This is a genomic window from Actinomadura syzygii, assembly GCF_008085905.1.
In the GTDB taxonomy this organism is placed as follows: domain Bacteria; phylum Actinomycetota; class Actinomycetes; order Streptosporangiales; family Streptosporangiaceae; genus Spirillospora; species Spirillospora syzygii.
In genome coordinates, this window is record NZ_VSFF01000005.1 from 132,117 (window position 1) to 147,341 (window position 15,225).

15 protein-coding genes are annotated in these 15,225 nt (G+C 70.7%); 8 read left to right on the top strand and 7 right to left on the bottom strand.

The window, feature by feature from the left end; translation table 11 throughout:
- Window positions 1–226 precede the first annotated feature (226 nt).
- From FXF65_RS13160 to dnaA, 5 genes are all read right to left on the bottom strand, one after another.
- Window positions 227–802 (bottom strand): DciA family protein, encoded by a 576-nt coding sequence (locus tag FXF65_RS13160; RefSeq protein ID WP_246198547.1) that lies wholly within the window; start codon window positions 800–802, stop codon window positions 227–229.
- 29 nt (window positions 803–831) lie between these two features.
- Window positions 832–1,956, bottom strand: a complete 1,125-nt coding sequence (gene recF, locus FXF65_RS13165; protein WP_148350189.1) for a DNA replication/repair protein RecF — start codon at window positions 1,954–1,956, stop codon at window positions 832–834.
- 316 nt (window positions 1,957–2,272) lie between these two features.
- Window positions 2,273–3,199 (bottom strand): phosphogluconate dehydrogenase (NAD(+)-dependent, decarboxylating), encoded by a 927-nt coding sequence (gene gnd / locus FXF65_RS13170; protein WP_148350191.1) that lies wholly within the window; start codon window positions 3,197–3,199, stop codon window positions 2,273–2,275.
- 129 nt (window positions 3,200–3,328) lie between these two features.
- Entirely contained in the window at window positions 3,329–4,471 is a 1,143-nt protein-coding gene (gene dnaN / locus FXF65_RS13175; protein WP_148350193.1) for a DNA polymerase III subunit beta, read from the bottom strand.
- Window positions 4,472–5,134: 663 nt separating this feature from the next.
- Window positions 5,135–7,231, bottom strand: coding sequence for a chromosomal replication initiator protein DnaA (gene dnaA / locus FXF65_RS13180; RefSeq protein ID WP_148350195.1), 2,097 nt, complete (start codon window positions 7,229–7,231; stop codon window positions 5,135–5,137).
- 644 nt (window positions 7,232–7,875) lie between these two features.
- Between dnaA and rpmH the strand changes: the two genes are divergently transcribed.
- Genes rpmH through FXF65_RS13205 form a run of 5 tightly spaced genes read left to right on the top strand, consistent with a single transcriptional unit; the run spans window position 7,876 to window position 10,291 of the window.
- Window positions 7,876–8,013 carry a 50S ribosomal protein L34 gene (gene rpmH, locus FXF65_RS13185; RefSeq protein WP_148350196.1) on the top strand — a complete coding sequence of 46 codons (138 nt, stop codon included), beginning with the start codon at window positions 7,876–7,878 and terminating at the stop codon, window positions 8,011–8,013.
- Between the two features lie 12 nt (window positions 8,014–8,025).
- Entirely contained in the window at window positions 8,026–8,394 is a 369-nt protein-coding gene (rnpA, locus tag FXF65_RS13190; RefSeq protein ID WP_148350198.1) for a ribonuclease P protein component, read from the top strand.
- Window positions 8,391–8,753, top strand: coding sequence for a membrane protein insertion efficiency factor YidD (gene yidD / locus FXF65_RS13195; protein WP_378233801.1), 363 nt, complete (start codon window positions 8,391–8,393; stop codon window positions 8,751–8,753). Before rnpA ends, yidD begins: the two co-directional genes overlap by 4 nt.
- A complete protein-coding gene (gene yidC / locus FXF65_RS13200; RefSeq protein ID WP_148350201.1) occupies window positions 8,746–9,768 on the top strand; it encodes a membrane protein insertase YidC in 1,023 nt (340 codons plus the stop codon). Before yidD ends, yidC begins: the two co-directional genes overlap by 8 nt.
- Before the next feature lie 37 nt (window positions 9,769–9,805).
- Complete coding sequence (locus tag FXF65_RS13205; protein ID WP_148350203.1) at window positions 9,806–10,291, top strand: Jag family protein; 486 nt, start codon at window positions 9,806–9,808, stop codon at window positions 10,289–10,291.
- Window positions 10,292–10,381: 90 nt separating this feature from the next.
- Here FXF65_RS13205 and FXF65_RS13210 read toward each other — a convergent pair whose 3' ends face one another.
- Entirely contained in the window at window positions 10,382–10,846 is a 465-nt protein-coding gene (locus FXF65_RS13210; protein WP_148350205.1) for a DUF6458 family protein, read from the bottom strand.
- 206 nt (window positions 10,847–11,052) lie between these two features.
- On the opposite strand from FXF65_RS13210, the gene rsmG reads away from it, so the two are divergent.
- The 3 genes from rsmG (at window position 11,053) to FXF65_RS13225 (ending at window position 13,900) form a co-directional block, all read left to right on the top strand.
- Complete coding sequence (rsmG, locus tag FXF65_RS13215; RefSeq protein ID WP_148350207.1) at window positions 11,053–11,730, top strand: 16S rRNA (guanine(527)-N(7))-methyltransferase RsmG; 678 nt, start codon at window positions 11,053–11,055, stop codon at window positions 11,728–11,730.
- Window positions 11,731–12,095: 365 nt separating this feature from the next.
- Window positions 12,096–12,911 (top strand): ParA family protein, encoded by an 816-nt coding sequence (locus FXF65_RS13220; protein ID WP_148350603.1) that lies wholly within the window; start codon window positions 12,096–12,098, stop codon window positions 12,909–12,911.
- Complete coding sequence (locus tag FXF65_RS13225) at window positions 12,908–13,900, top strand: ParB/RepB/Spo0J family partition protein (RefSeq protein ID WP_148350209.1); 993 nt, start codon at window positions 12,908–12,910, stop codon at window positions 13,898–13,900. The genes FXF65_RS13220 and FXF65_RS13225 overlap by 4 nt, the downstream gene beginning before the upstream one ends.
- 368 nt (window positions 13,901–14,268) lie before the next feature.
- Here the strand turns inward: FXF65_RS13225 and FXF65_RS13230 are convergent, their stop codons facing one another.
- Entirely contained in the window at window positions 14,269–15,210 is a 942-nt protein-coding gene (locus FXF65_RS13230) for a D-alanine--D-alanine ligase family protein (RefSeq protein ID WP_148350211.1), read from the bottom strand.
- Window positions 15,211–15,225: the final 15 nt, after the last annotated feature.

Consider the following 15,225-nt stretch of genomic DNA (forward strand, 5'->3'; position numbering starts at 1 on the left):
CTGTGTGCGCGTGTGGCGGCCGATCGGACCTAGAGATGCATCCCCCCATAGGACCGGGGGTTTTATCTAGTCTACGTGCCGCTCGCCTACGTACCGCATACCGGCGCGTCCACCTCCGCACACCCTGTCCCAGATGCTCCCACCCCCTGCCGACACCGAACACCCTCCACAGCGCCACCCGGCCCCGCCCCCGGGGTGACCCGCCGGGACACCCGGTGGGGCGGGGTCAGCGGGCTCGCCAGGCACCGGTGCGGCGGGGGCCTGAGGAAGGTCCCACCACCTTTACGCGGCGGACGGTGCCGTGGCCCAATTCCTCGTTCAGACGGCGGACGAGGGTGGACGACAGCAGGCGCAGCTGCGTCGCCCAGGTGGTCGAATCGGCGGCGATGGTGAGCTCGCCGTCCTCGAAGTGCTCCGGACGGGTGTGCTCGGCGAGTTCGGCGCCGACGATGCCCGGCCAGTTGCCGAAGACGCCGCCGACCGCGGCCCGCTGCTCCCAGCCGCGGGACGCCAGCAGCTCGTGGATGGCGGAGCCGAACTGCTTGGGGTCGCCGCCCCGGCCGGGCTCGCGCACCCGGGCGCCCCGCGCGGCGCCCTTGCGCCTGGACTTCTGCCCGGGGACGGTGCCGCGCTTCACGGCGTCCGCCTTCGCCTGGGCGAGGGCCTCGCGGGCCAGCTCGATCCCCGACTTGGCAGGCGGCTCCTCGGGCACGGACGGCCCCTCAAGCTCAGACTCGGACTGGCGCTCGGGCGCGCGTGCGGACTCGGGGGAGTTGTGCACATCCTGTGGATCGTCGTTCACGCTCTCACCCCTTCTCCGTCATCGCCTGGTCAGTCGCGGGTTATCCGGCCGTCGGAGACGGTATACGAACCCCCTGTCAGTTCCGCCGGGACGTCGGCGGGCACGGCGGCGGTGATCAGGACCTGCTCGGCGGGCACGACCATCTCGGCGAGGCGGTCGCGGCGCCCGGTGTCGAGTTCGGCGAACACGTCGTCCAGGATCAGGACGGGGTCGTCGCCGTCCGCGCGCAGCAGGTCGAACGCGGCGAGCCGCAGGCCGAGCGCGAACGACCAGGACTCGCCGTGGCTCGCGTAGCCGCGCGCCGGAAGCTCCCCCAGCCGCAGGACCAGCTCGTCCCGGTGCGGGCCGACGAGGCTGACCCCCCGCTCCAGCTCCTGTTTTCGGGACTCGCCCATCGCGGACAGCAGTTGCTCGCCGAGTTTTCCACGGTCTGTGGACAACTCGGCGTCCCCCAGCGAGCTCTTGTAGGTCAGGTCGGCCGCGTCGCCCGCCGGAGCCAGGTCGGCGTAGGCGCGGGCGACGAGCGGGCGGAGCGCCTCGACGAGGTCGAGCCGGGCGGCGAGGAGCTCGGAGCCGGTGCGCGCGAGGTGGGAGTCCCAGACGTCGAGGGTCGCGAGCACCTCCGCGCCGGGGGACCGCCGGTGCGCGGCCGCCGATTTCAGCAGGGCGTTGCGCTGCTTGAGGACGCGGTCGTAGTCGGAGCGGACGCCCGCGAACCGGGGGGCCCTGGCGGTCAGGAGCTCGTCCATGAAGCGGCGCCGCTCCCCCGGGTCGCCCTTCACGAGGGAGAGGTCCTCCGGGGCGAACAGGACCGTCCGCAGCATGCCGAGGATCTCGCGCGGCCGGGGGACGGGGGACCGGTTGAGCCGGGCCCGGTTCGCCCGGCCGGGGTTGATCTCCAGCTCGATCAGCGCCTTGCGGTCGTCCTTGACGATCCCGGCGCGGACGATCGCGCGCGGCGCGCCGTGCCGGACGAGCGGCGCGTCCGTCGCGGCCCGGTGGCTGCCGTGCGAGGCGACGTAGCCGATGGCCTCGACCAGGTTCGTCTTGCCCTGCCCGTTCGGGCCCACGAACGCGGTGACCCCCGGCCCGAGCGCGACCTCGGCGGCCGGGTACGAGCGGAAGTCCTGCAAGGAGAGGTGGGCGACGTGCACGAGACACGAGCGTAGAGCCTCCAGCGTCCACAGAACCCACCCGGTCGGCGAGCGCCATCGGTCCGCCGCCTGAGTCGTCCCCGGACGGCGCGCCGAGCGTTCGACGGTCGTCGTGCATCCCATGTCCCCTCCACGGTCGCGGTGCCGCTGACGTCCGCGAGACGCGCGAACGCCCCGCGGCGGACGGGCCCGCGGGGCGTTCTGGCAGCTCGCGGCCGGTCCGATCCCCAGCATCGGGGACGTCGGCGGCCGCGCACAGCCCAAGCCGCAACTGTGGATAACTTCGCTCGGACGGCGTTCCGCCCGGACGAGGAGCTCAGACGGGGGGAGGGGTGACGTCGGCGCCGGGGGAGTCCGCGCCCACGGCGTCGACGGCCTCGACGGCGTGGCCGCCGAACTGCTGGCGGAGGGCCGCGACGACCCGCATCGCGGGGGAGTCGTCCTGGCGGGACGCGAACCGCGCGAACAGCGACGCGGTGATGGCGGGCAGGGGGACGGCGTGCTCCACCGCGGCCTGCACCGTCCAGCGCCCCTCGCCGGAGTCGTTGGCGTAACCGCGCAGGTCGTCCAGTTCCGGGTCGTTCGCGAGGGCCCGGTTCATCAGGTCCAGCAGCCAGGACCGGATGACCGTGCCCTCCTGCCAGCTCAGGAACGTCTCCGGCACCCTGGTGACCAGGTCGGACGCCTCGATCAGCTCGTAGCCCTCGCCGAACGCCTGCATCATGGCGTACTCGATGCCGTTGTGGACCATCTTCACGAAGTGCCCTGCGCCGACCTTGCCCGAGTGGACGAATCCGTATTCGCCCTCCGGCTTGAGCGTCTCGAAGATGGGCATCAGGCGCTTCACATTGGCGTCGTCCCCGCCGACCATGAGCGCGTAGCCGTTCTCCAGGCCCCAGACACCGCCGCTCACACCGCAGTCGACGAAGCCGATGCCCTTGGCGGCGAGCTGCTCGCCGTGCTTCTGGTCGTCCACATAGTGTGAATTACCGCCGTCGATGACGAGGTCGCCGGGCTGGAGGATTTCCCCCAGGCTGTGGATGGTCTCCTCGGTGGCCTTGCCCGCGGGCACCATCACCCACACGTTGCGCGGCGGGGCCAGCCGCTCCAGCAGTTCCTCGACGGAACCGACGTCGCTGACGTTCGGATCGCGGTCATAGCCGACGATCGTGTGACCGCCGCGGCGCAGCCGCTCGGCCATGTTGCCGCCCATCTTGCCCAGGCCGATGATCCCAAGCTCCATGCAAGCTCACTCTCCCCTGTGCGTCCGTGCGTCATCTGTGCGTCCGTGCGTCATCGCACGCGCCGGTCCCGCGCGTGCGGGGCCGCGAGGGCGGCTCTCCCCCGCGGATCGTCGTCCCGCCCGCCGCCCTTACCCGGACAGCCGGACGGGCATGATCAGGTAACGGTAGTTGGGGTTCTCGCCGTCCTGCGGGGGCTTCCCGGTGAGGACGGCGGGCTTCGTCGGCGTCGTGAACGACAGCCGCGCCACGTCCGAGCCGATCGCGGACAGCCCGTCGAGCAGGAACGCGGGGTTGAACGCGATGTCGATGTCCTCGCCCTCCAGCGTCGCCTCCAGACCCTCGACGGCCTGGGCCTCGTCCCCCGTCCCGGCCTCCAGGACCACCTCGCCCTGGCTGAACGAGAGCCGTACGGGCGTGTTCCGCTCGGCGACGAGGGAGACGCGCTTGACCGCCTCGATGAACGCGGCCGTCTGCACCTCGGCGAGACCGGCGTACTCGCTCGGCAGCAGCGACCGGTACTTGACGAAGTCGCCGTCCAGGAGCCGCGACGTCGTCCGGCGCCCGCCGCCCTCGAAGCCGATCATGCCCTCGCCGGTGCCGCCCGTCCCGCCGAGGGCGATCGACACCTCGGCGCCCGCGGTCAGCGACTTGGCCGTGTCGGCGAGGGTCTTGGCCGGGACGAGCGCGACGGCGGAGAAGTCCGGCCGCTCCGGCTTCCAGTGCAGCTCGCGGACGGCCAGCCTGTACCGGTCCGTGGACGCCAGGGTGACGGTCTCGCCCTCGATCTCCACACGGACCCCGGTCAGCATGGGGATCGTGTCGTCCTTGCCGGCGGCGATGGCCACCTGGCTGACCGCGGCGGCGAACTCGTCACTGCCCACCGACCCAGCGGCGGGCGGCATCTCCGGCAGCGTGGGGTAGTCCTCCACAGGCATCGTGAGAAGTGTGAACTTCGCGCTGCCGCAGCGGAGCATCACCTTGGCGCCGTCGGTCGTCACTTCCACAGGGTGGGGAGGAAGGCTGCGCGAGATCTCGGCGAGGAGACGTCCGGACACCAGCGCGGTGCCGGCCTCCTCGACGTCGATGTCGGTGGACACCTGGGCGGAGACCTCGTAGTCGAACGCGGACAGCTTCAACCGGTCGCTCTGCTCCTCACCCCCGGCGACGATGTGCATGCCCGCGAGGACCGGCACCGGGGGCCGGACCGGGAGCGTGCGCGCGGTCCAGGCGACGGCGTCGGCGAGGGCGTCTCTGTCGATGCGGAACTTCAAGGGGACCCGCCTCCTGCAGGTGTCGGACAAGGGTGAGGTGATCCGGCCTCGGCCCGGGCGCTCGGAGCGGGTTGTCCCCAGGCCCTGACTTGAGGTGGATCTTTTTTTGAGTAGAGAACATGTGCAGTACTAGTAATAGGGGCGGTGGATAGTGTGGACAGACCGAGTTTTCCCAGGTGAGCCCACGTTTTTCTGTCCACCGGGGCTGTGTACTGAAGGTGGACGGCGCGCGGCCGCCTGGGGACGGCGAAATCATCCCCACACGTCGTCCTCATGTCATCCCCCGGTTTTCCACGAGTTCTCCACGGGTATGCCGTGGGTTTCGGCCGCCTGTGTACGGGGGACGGCGGATCGGGCCGTTCGCCCCCAGGTCCGTCCCCAAGGCGTCCCCAGGCCGTCCACTGGTTTTCCCCAGGAGTGCGGGGCCCGTGCGTCGCGGGTCCACATCCGTCCACTCCTCATCCTCAGCTTTTCCAAGGGTTGCCCACCGGGTTATCCACGAAAATCCCCAGAGTTTTCCACAACTTGTGAGTAGCGACTCCGGATCTCTGGTGATGCGCGCCCTATGTCGGTTCCGTACGCCGGACGGGCTGTGGACGAGGCGCCCGCGTCCCGTCCACAGGCGTCGACGCCGGTTGTCCACACTGTGCACGAACGTGCCGGTCAGCGCTTGCGCGCCTGGTGCTTGATGCGCCCGGTCAGCTCCGTGACCTGGTTGTATATCGCACGGCGCTCGGCCATCAGCGACCGGATCTTGCGTTCGGCGTGCATGACGGTGGTGTGGTCGCGTCCCCCGAACTGCTGTCCGATCTTGGGGAGCGACAGGTCGGTCAGCTCGCGGCACAGGTACATCGCGATCTGCCGGGCGGTGACGAGCATCCGGGACCGGGACGGCCCGCACAGGTCCTCGATCGTGGTGCCGAAGTACTCCACCGTCTGCGCCATGATCATCGCGGCGGTGATCTCCGGGCCGGAGTCGTTCGGTATGAGGTCCTTCAGGACGATCTCGGCGAGCTTCATGTCGACCGACTGCCGGTTCAGGCTCGCGAACGCGGTGACCCGGATGAGGGCGCCCTCCAGTTCGCGGATGTTCGTCGCGATCTGCGAGGCGATGAACTCCAGCACGTCCGGCGGGGCGGCGAGGCCCTCCTGGCGCGCCTTCTTCTGCAGGATCGCGATGCGCGTCTCCAACTCGGGCGGCTGCACGTCCGTCGTCAGCCCCCATTCGAACCGGTTGCGCAGCCGGTCTTCCAGCGTGACCAGTTCCTTGGGCGGACGGTCGCTGGAGATGACGATCTGCTTGCTGGCGTTGTGGAGCGTGTTGAACGTGTGGAAGAACTCCTCCTGCGTCTGCTCCTTGCCCTCAAGGAACTGGATGTCATCGACGAGGAGGATGTCGACGTCCCGGTAACGGCGGCGGAACCCGTCGGCCTTACCGTCGCGGATCGAGTTGATGAAGTCGTTCGTGAACTCCTCGGAGCTCACGTAGCGAACGCGCGCTCCGTTGAAGAGGCTCTGGGCGTAGTGGCCGATCGCGTGGAGCAGGTGCGTCTTGCCCAGGCCGGAGTCGCCGTAGACGAACAAAGGGTTGTACGCCTTGGCGGGCTGCTCGGCGACCGCGACGGCCGCCGCGTGCGCGAACCGGTTCGACGACCCAATGACGAACGTCTCGAACGTGTACTTGGGGTTCAGCCGGGCGTGCTCCGAGGCTCCGGCCCCAGGGGCGGGTGCGGGTGCGGGAGCGCGCGGGTCGAAATTGTCCTCGTCCCGGAAGGAACTCTCCCGGTAAGGGGGCTCGTCGCCGCGATACTGCTCGCCGCCCCCTCCGCCGCCGCCGTACTGCTCCGGCGGTGCGTAGGACTGCTCGACACCGGGAAACGGGTCTCCGCCCTGGAAGGTGTCTTCCGCGCGGCCCACCGGCGGCTCGTTCCCACCGTGCTGTGGCTCGCGACCCTGCGGCTCAGCCGCTCGACCACCTGGGCGGTGCTGACCCAACGTCCGGTCGTTCAGATGAGAATGCGGAGGCCGCCCTGAGTGTTCCCCACCGAAACCTTCCTGGTTTCCATAACCGGGATATGCCTGGGGGCCACGGTTCTCGAACGGGGCGGGGTCACGTCCACCCGGCGGGCCATAAGAAGTAGGAGGACGGGGTGCGGGGGGATAGGTGCCGCGCTCGTCATCCTCAGCCTGTGGATAACCTCCGCGTCCACCCGGGCCGTGGGTAATTCCCGACCGGTACCCCTGGTCACCGTACGGCTGCTCCGGGTACGCGCGGTCGGATCGCTCGCCGTACCCCTGGTCGCCGAACGGGCGCTCCCGGTCGCGGTCACGGTCGCGCTCGCGGTCCCGGTCGTCCGGCGGGCGCTCGGAGTAGGAATCGCCGTAGGACGGCGTCGGCTCGTGCATCCCGAGCCCTGTTCCCGGCCCCGGAACCGGCGCCGACAGCGGCTCCCCCGCACCCGGCCGCGAGGCTCCCGCGGGAGGGCCCGGCGCACCCGCCGGAGGCTCCGGCTGGACGGTCACCGCGACGCGGATCTCCCTGCCCAGCTCACGCGAAAGCGCCTGCGTGATGAGGTTCCGGAGGCGTGTTTCGAGGGCGTCCTTGGCGAACTCGTTCGGGGCGGCGAGCAGCGCCGTGCCCTCGACCAGCGCCAGCGGGCGGACCATCGGCAGCCATGCGCGGTAGCTCGGCGACAGATCGCTCTCGGCCAGGGCCGTCAGGGTGCGGGCCCAGACCGATCCGAGATCCTGACCGTCCATGCGCAAGGTCCCCTCCCCCTCCGTCCGACGGAGTACCTGTCTGCCCGTCCGCCCCACGGCACGCGATCGGCCTCACGGGGCACGCCGCGGCGCGAAGGACTTACTCTCTCACGAGTTGTCCACAGAGTTGTCCACATGCTGTGCATAGGCATGGGGCACCCTGTGTAAAACCCACGAGGCGGGTTCCGGTGAACGAGGTCGGGAGAGCGCCGGCCTTCGCAGGGCCGGTGGTGGGGTGGTTCTTGAACGGGGGTTAGCGGGGCTGAGGACCGACATCAGATCGCGAAATTCGTCGGAGGAGCGTCGGCTCGCCCGGACGACCTTAACCGCTGTGAGCCACACCCGCAACAGGCGCCATCCCGTCCAACATGTCCATCGGAGTCCGATCCCCAGGCATGCCCGCCGACGCCGTTCCCATGCGCGTCCGGGGCGCTGGAGCGGCCGCTCCGTTTGACCGCGTGGCCGGTTGCCCGTAACGTTCTGAGGTCGAGTCGCATCGACGGAGATGCCGCGTGCCCGCCGGCAGCCTCGCCAGGCTGGCTCGGGCGGGCCCCCGCTGCGGGGGACCGGACGCGGCCCTCGATGCGAGCTATCGAGCCTTTGCCGACCATGACGCCGAACCGACCGCAGCACTGGAGCCTCAAGTGAGCAAGCGTACTTTCCAGCCGAACAACCGTCGCCGCCACAAGAAGCACGGCTTCCGGCTGCGCATGCGCACGCGCGCGGGCCGCGCGGTCCTCGCCAACCGGCGCGGCAAGGGCCGCGCCCGCATCGCGGTCTGACCCACCCACACTGTGCTGCCGTCCGGAAACCGGATGCGGCGGCGGGACGACTTCACGTTGGCCGTCCGGCGCGGACGCCGCGCCGGACGGCCGAATGTCGTGGTTCATCTGCTCCAGCCGGACCAGGAGCCCGGCGCGGCGGCGCCGCCGCTCGTCGGGTTCATCGTCGCGCGCCCGGTGGGGAACGCCGTCGTCCGCAACTCCGTGCGGCGCCGGCTCCGCCACCTGGCGCGCCCGCACCTGGACCGGCTGCCAGCGGGTAGCCTGCTCGTAGTACGCGCCAACCCCCGTGCGGGGAAGGCGCGTCCTGGCGAACTGGCCGCGGATCTCGAGTCGGCGTTGGACCGGCTCCTGCGGCCCGCGTCCAAGGGGCGGAGATGAGGACTCGGCAGGGGATGGCTCTCCCCGCGCGGTATCAGATGGGGCGACCGGGCCCCGTCGCGAGCCTGCTGATCCTTCTCGTCCGCGCCTACCGCCGCTTCTTGAGTCCCCTGCTCGGGCAGCAGTGCCGGTTCCAGCCCACGTGCAGCGCGTACGGCCTGGAGGCGCTCCAGGTGCACGGGGCGCTGCGCGGCACCTGGTTGACGGCCCGCCGGATCGCGCGGTGCCATCCGTTCCATCCCGGGGGTCACGACCCGGTGCCGCCGCGGAAGACGAGGTCCACGGCGGCCCCCTCGAACTCCGGCCGCGAGGAGAGCGGCCCCGCCCTAGCAGACCCCAAGGAGCTGCCCGGTGCTTGATTGGTTGTACGAGATCGTCTCTCAGCTCATCGTGTGGATCCACACGGGGCTGAGCACCTTCCTCCCCAAGGACAGCGGTTGGGCCTGGGGCGGCTCGATCATTCTGCTGACCGTCCTCCTGCGGCTGCTGCTCGTCCCTCTGTTCGTGAAGCAGATCCACGCTTCGCGGAAGATGCAGGAGCTGAACCCGAAGGTCCAGGCGCTTCGCAAGAAGTACAAGAACGACAAGCAGCGCCTCAACCAGGAGGTCATGAAGCTCTACCAGGAGAACGGCGCCAACCCGCTTTCGGGCTGTCTCCCCCTCCTGGTGCAGATGCCGATCTTCATTGGGCTGTTCCAGACCCTCAAGCGGATCTCGGACGCCAAGGAAGGCCACGACGTCTTCGCGATGAACTGGGACCTCGTCAAGAGCGCCCAGAACGCGAACATCTTCGGTGCCCACATCCCGGACACGTTCCTGAACGCCTGGGGCGCCAACCCCAAGGTGTGGAGCGCCATCATCGTCACCGGCATCGCCGTGGTGATCAGCTCCTGCACGACGTTCTTCACCGTCCGGGCCAGCATGAAGCGCCAGCCCGTCACCGACGACGCCAACCCGATGATGCAGGCGCAGAAGATGATGGTCTTCCTCGCGCCGCTGTTCGGTCTGTTCGGGCTCGGGTTCCCGCTGGGTGTCCTCATGTACTGGGTCACGTCCAACAGTTGGACGCTGGCCCAGCAGCACTACATCTACAAGCGGTACCCACCGCCCGGCACGGACGGCGAGGCCGCGTCCACCACCACCGGCAAGACGGGTGGCAAGTCCGGCGCGGGCAAGGCCGGGGCCAAGGCGGGCGCCAAGGCCGCCGGGACGAAGAACGGCCAGGCCGCGTCCGGGATCAAGGCCAAGGCCAGGCTCAAGAAGGAGCCGGAGCCGGAGCCGGTGGACGACGAGCCCGACACCAAGCCCAAGGTCGTGCGGAACCAGCCGACCCGTAAGCCGCGCAGCAAGCGCAGCGGCACCCCGAAGCGCTAGTTTGAACCCCGAGCACGTGCCGGAGAAGGAGATCCCGTTGAGCCAGACCGACACCACCGAGGTCGACGTCCAGGCGCTCGAACAGGAAGGCGAGATCGCCGCCGACTACATCGAGGGCCTCCTGGACATCGGTGACTACGACGGCGACATCGACATGGACGTCGAGGGCGAGCGCGCGATGGTCGCCGTCGTCGGCGGTTCCCTGGACGAGCTGGTCGGCAAGCGCGGCGAGGTCCTGGAGGCGCTGCAGGAGCTGACCCGGCTGGCCGTGCACCGCCAGACCGGCAACCGGACCCGGCTCATGCTCGACGTCGGCGGGTACCGCGAGCGGCGGCGGGCCGAGCTCACCAAGCTCGGCACGGACGTCGCCGACGAGGTCAAGCAGGCGGGCGAGTCGAAGCCGCTCGCCCCGATGACCCCGTTCGAGCGCAAGATCGTCCACGACGCGGTGGCCGCCGCCGGGCTGCGCAGCGAGTCCGAGGGCGAGGAGCCCGACCGTTACGTGGTGGTCTATCCCGCCTGATCTTCGCCGTCCACGGCCCCGACCGCTCCGCGCGGTCGGGGCCGTCGGCTTTTCACGGTGTGGTGAGGCCGGGCTCCATCGAGCGCGGCCTCAGCGGCGCGTGGTGCGGCGCCATCTGCGGCGCTCCGGGACCTGGGTGTCGCTGTTCACCACGGCCGTCCGATTCACCTCCGCCGGGTCCTGCGCGTGCGCCGGATCCTGAGCGAAGGCCGGGTCCATCTCGCTGTGGCCGGTCGGCGCGTCAGAGGTCCGGTGATCGATCACACGTTCGACGCGCTCGCTCGGACGGCCGCCGACGGGCGGCGGGTCCTCGATGATGTGCTCCTCGCGGACGATCGTCCCGGGCTCGTCCCCGTAGGCGGGGTCGGCGCCGGTGATGCGGCCCGCGCTGCGCCGCGGCCGGGTGTACTTGAGCGTGAAGCCCATGCTGATCAGGCCGACCAGGATGAGGATCCAGCCGACCAGGTGAATGTCGACGCCGGTGAGATCGACGCGCAGCGCGAACGCCAGGATCGCGCCCAGGGCGATGAATGCGAGACTGACTCCGATTCCCATCTGTCGGAGCTCCTTCCGAGGGGGATTCGGGCGACCTCGCAAGCACCTACCCCACGGGCCTCGAATATGCGGTGGGGTCATGTGGTTCTCGCCATAACGGAAGGGTCCTCCGACCCTGCGGCGCCACGGCGGGCGCTCGCGGTCGGACGTCCGTCACGCCGTTTCACGTGCGCGCCGCCGCCGTGTTATGTGGAACGATTCGTCTGGTGGGGATTGCAAGCGAGGTTTTCGGTGACGCGCTTCCGGTCGCGGAACGCTATGCGGCGTTCCTCGGGACGGCCGGCGTCGAGCGCGGGCTCATCGGGCCCCGCGAGGTCGATCGTCTCTGGGAACGCCACCTGATCAACTGCGCGGTCGTGTCGGCCGCGGTGCCGCCGGACGCGCGGGTCGTCGACATCGGCTCGGGCGCGGGCCTGCCCGGCATCGTGCTCGCGATCGTCCGGCCCGATCTGCGGATCACCCTGCTCGAACCGCTGCTGCGGCGGACGACGTTCCTGACCGAGTGCGTCGAGATGCTCGACCTGGGGAACGTCGAGGTGCTGCGGGCGCGGGCCGAGGAGGTGGCCGGACGCCTGTCGATGGACGTCGCCACGGCGCGCGCCGTCGCACCGCTCGAACGCCTCGCCAAGTGGGCGCTTCCGCTGCTGCGTCCGGGGGGCGAGCTGCTCGCGCTCAAGGGGGAGCGCGCCGCGGCCGAGTTGGACGAGGCCGGGCCCGTCCTGAAGCAGCATGGGGTGCGCGGCACCGAACTGCTTCAAGTCGGGCGCGGTATGGTCGACCCTCCGACAACTCTCGTCCGGGTGATCGCCGGCGGCGGCGAGGATGGCGGACGACGGAGGCGCGCACCCCGGCGTGCCAAAGGGTCGAGGAAGAGGTCTTCATGAGCACGGGACCAGGACTTGGCAGGCCTGACCGCGCCGACGAATCCCCCGACGAACAGCCGCCCGGCCCGGGCGGACCCGGCGCGGCCGCGGACCGGACGGCGGTCGCCGGGGCGCCGGGGGACGCGGAACCGGCCAGCACGCCGGGGACCGCGCCCTCCGGGCACGCGAAGTGGGGCACCACGACGTCCGGAACCGCGGAGAACGTCGGCTATGTACCGACGAACACCGGCGCGCCGCCGCCGGTGCCGCGCAAGGGACCAACTCAGGGGGAGTCAGAACTCGTGCGCGAGGCGCTCAGGGACGCCAAGGTTTCACGTGAAACGTCGACCGCGGCGGCCGCCACCACGGCCACGACGGTCAGGACGATGACCGGCCGCCGGGACAGGGAATGGCCCCGGCCGGACAACTGCCGCATCATCACCATCGCCAACCAGAAGGGCGGCGTGGGGAAGACCACCAGTTCGGTGAACCTCGCCGCGTCCCTCGCCATGCACGGCGCCCAGGTGCTCGTGGTCGACCTCGACCCGCAGGGGAACGCGTCCACCGCCCTCGGCGTCGACCACCACGCCGAGGTCCCGTCGATCTACGACGTGCTGATCGAGGACATGTCGTTCGCCGACATCGTCGTCCCGGCGCCCGAGATCCCGAACCTCTACTGCGCGCCCGCGACGCTCAACCTCGCCGGCGCGGAGATCGAGCTCGTGTCCAAGGTGGCCCGCGAGTCGCGGCTGCGGCGGGCGCTCGAGGCCTACGACACCGACAAGTTCGACTACGTGCTGATCGACTGCCCGCCGTCCCTCGGGCTGCTCACCGTGAACGCGCTCGTCGGCGGGGACGAACTGCTCATCCCGATCCAGTGCGAGTACTACGCGCTGGAGGGCCTCGGGCAGCTCATCCGGACCGTCGACCTCGTCAAGGCGCACCTCAACCAACAGCTGAAGGTGTCCACCATCCTGCTCACGATGTACGACGCCAGGACGCGGCTCGCCGCGCAGGTGGCGGAGGACGTGCGGAACCACTTCGGCGACGTCGTCCTCAACACGGTCATCCCCCGCAGCGTCCGGGTCTCCGAGGCGCCGAGCTACGGGCAGTCCGTCATGACCTACGACCCCGGTTCGAGCGGCGCGCTCGCCTACAGCGAGGCCGCGTCCGAGATGGCCCACGCGGGGGCCGTCCAGTGAGCCAGCAGCGACGCGGGCTGGGCAAGGGGCTGGGCGCCCTCATCCCGACGGGTCCGCCCCCGCCCGTGCCCGGCGATCCGGCCGTCGCCGACGGCGGCGCGCCGGGCTCCGCCGGCGGGGCGGGGCCGATCGGCGCGAACGGCATGGCGTCGGCGGCGTCCCATCTGCGACTGGAGCCGGTCGCGGGGGCCCATTTCGCCGAGCTGTCCGTCGGCTCCATCAAGCCGAACCCGCGCCAGCCGCGCGACTACTTCGACGACGACGCTCTGAACGAGCTGGCCGAGTCGATCCGCATCGTCGGCCTGCTGCAGCCGATCGTCGTCCGCAAGGTCGCGTCGGACGGGCACGACTACGAGCTGATCATGGGCGAGCGGCGGCTGCGGGCGTCCGAGCGCGCCGGGCTGGACGTGATCCCGGCGATCGTCCGCGAAACCAGCGACGACGACCTGCTCCGTGACGCGCTCATGGAGAACCTCCACCGCCAGCAGCTCAACCCGCTGGAGGAGGCGGCCGCGTACCAGCAACTCCTCCAGGACTTCGGCGCGACGCACGAGCAGCTCGCCGGACGCATCGGACGGTCGCGTCCCCACATCACCAACACGCTGCGCCTGCTGAACCTGCCGCCCGCCGTGCAGAGCCGCGTCGCCGCGGGCGTCCTGTCCGCCGGGCACGCCCGCGCGCTCCTCTCGCTCGACAGCGTCGAGGCGCAGGAGCATCTGGCGCAGCGCGTCGTCCAGGAGGGGATCTCCGTCCGGGCACTCGAAGAGCTGATCGCGCTCCGCGAGTACGACGAGCCGAAGGCGCCGCGCCAGGGCCGCCGCAAGAAGCCGGTCGCGCCCGGCCTCCAGGAGCTCGCCGACCGGCTCTCCGACCGCTACGAGACCAAGGTCCGCGTCGACATGGGCCGCAGCAAGGGCAAGATCGTGGTCGAGTTCGCCACCCTCGAAGACCTGGACCGCATCATCAAGTCCATGGCCCCCGACGACTGATCCACCGGCACCTGACGCCCGCCCACCCCAGCGCCCCGGAAGCCCAGCTCCCGGGGCGCCCCTGTTTCCCGTGAAACATCCCTCCCCCAACCCCACCCCTGACGCGGGCGCGAGGGCGGCTCGGGTGTTGGGCGGTTCGAGGTTTCCCGTGAAACATGAGGGCCCCGCCGACGGAGAGGTGGGGCGCGTCGACCGCCGACGGGCGCGCACCGATCAGCCACGGATCGCGCGGGCTACGCATCGATCTGCCGTGCCGATCTGCCTTGCGCCACGGGAGCCGCGTAGGCGGCGGGCGATGTTTCTCGTGAAACATCGGTCCCCCGCGCGGTCGGTCGTGCGCTCCGTCGTTCGGCGGAGCTGGCCGGGTGTTAGGGGAAGCGGGAGAGGATGAGGGAGCGGCAGACTTCGCCGAGGTCCAGGCCCGCGACGCTGATGGCGCGGGGGAAGAGGCTCGTCTCGGTCATGCCGGGGGCCACGTTGACTTCGAGGAAGTGGACCTCGCCGTCGGGGGAGACGATCAGGTCGGTGCGGGAGAGGTCGCGGAGGCCGAGGGCGCGGTGGGCGGTGACGGCGGCGGCGGTGGCGCGGGCGGTGGCGTCCGGGTCGAGGCGGGCCGGGGTGACGAACTCGGTGTCCCCGGCGTCGTAGCGGGCGGTGTAGTCGTACAGGCCGCCGGGGGCGACGATCTCGACGGCGGGGAGCGCCACCGGTTCGCCGTCGCGTTCGATGACGCTCACCGACACCTCGGTGCCGGGGACGTAGCGCTCGACGAGCGCGGCGTCCCCGTAGGCGAAGCAGCCGACCATCGCGGCGGAGAGGTCGGCGGCCTCCTGGACGACGGACGCGCCGAGCGCCGACCCGCCCCGCGTCGGCTTGACGAAGAGGGGAAGACCGAGACTCCGGATGATCTGGTCGAGGACGGACGAAGCGCCGAGGTCGTGGAAGACCTCCTTGGGCAGCGCGACGGACTCGGGCGTCTGGAGCCCGGCCCGCCGCACCACGGACTTGGCGGTCGGCTTGTCCCAGGCGACGCGGCAGGCGTCCGGACGCGCGCCGACGTAGCGGACGTCGAGCAGTTCGAGGACGTCCCGGATCGAGCCGTCCTCCCCCGCGGCGCCGTGCAGGACGGGGAACACCGCGTCCGGCGGGTCGTCGGTGAGGGAGTCGAGGAGGGTCGCGTCCGCGTCGCGGAGTTCGACGGGGATGTCGAGGGCGCGCAGCGCCTCGGTGACGCGGCGGCCGGACCGGAGCGACACCTCGCGCTCGTAGGAGAGTCCGCCGGCGAGGACGACGACATGCCCGAGTTCCACTGCTGGTGCCCCTCT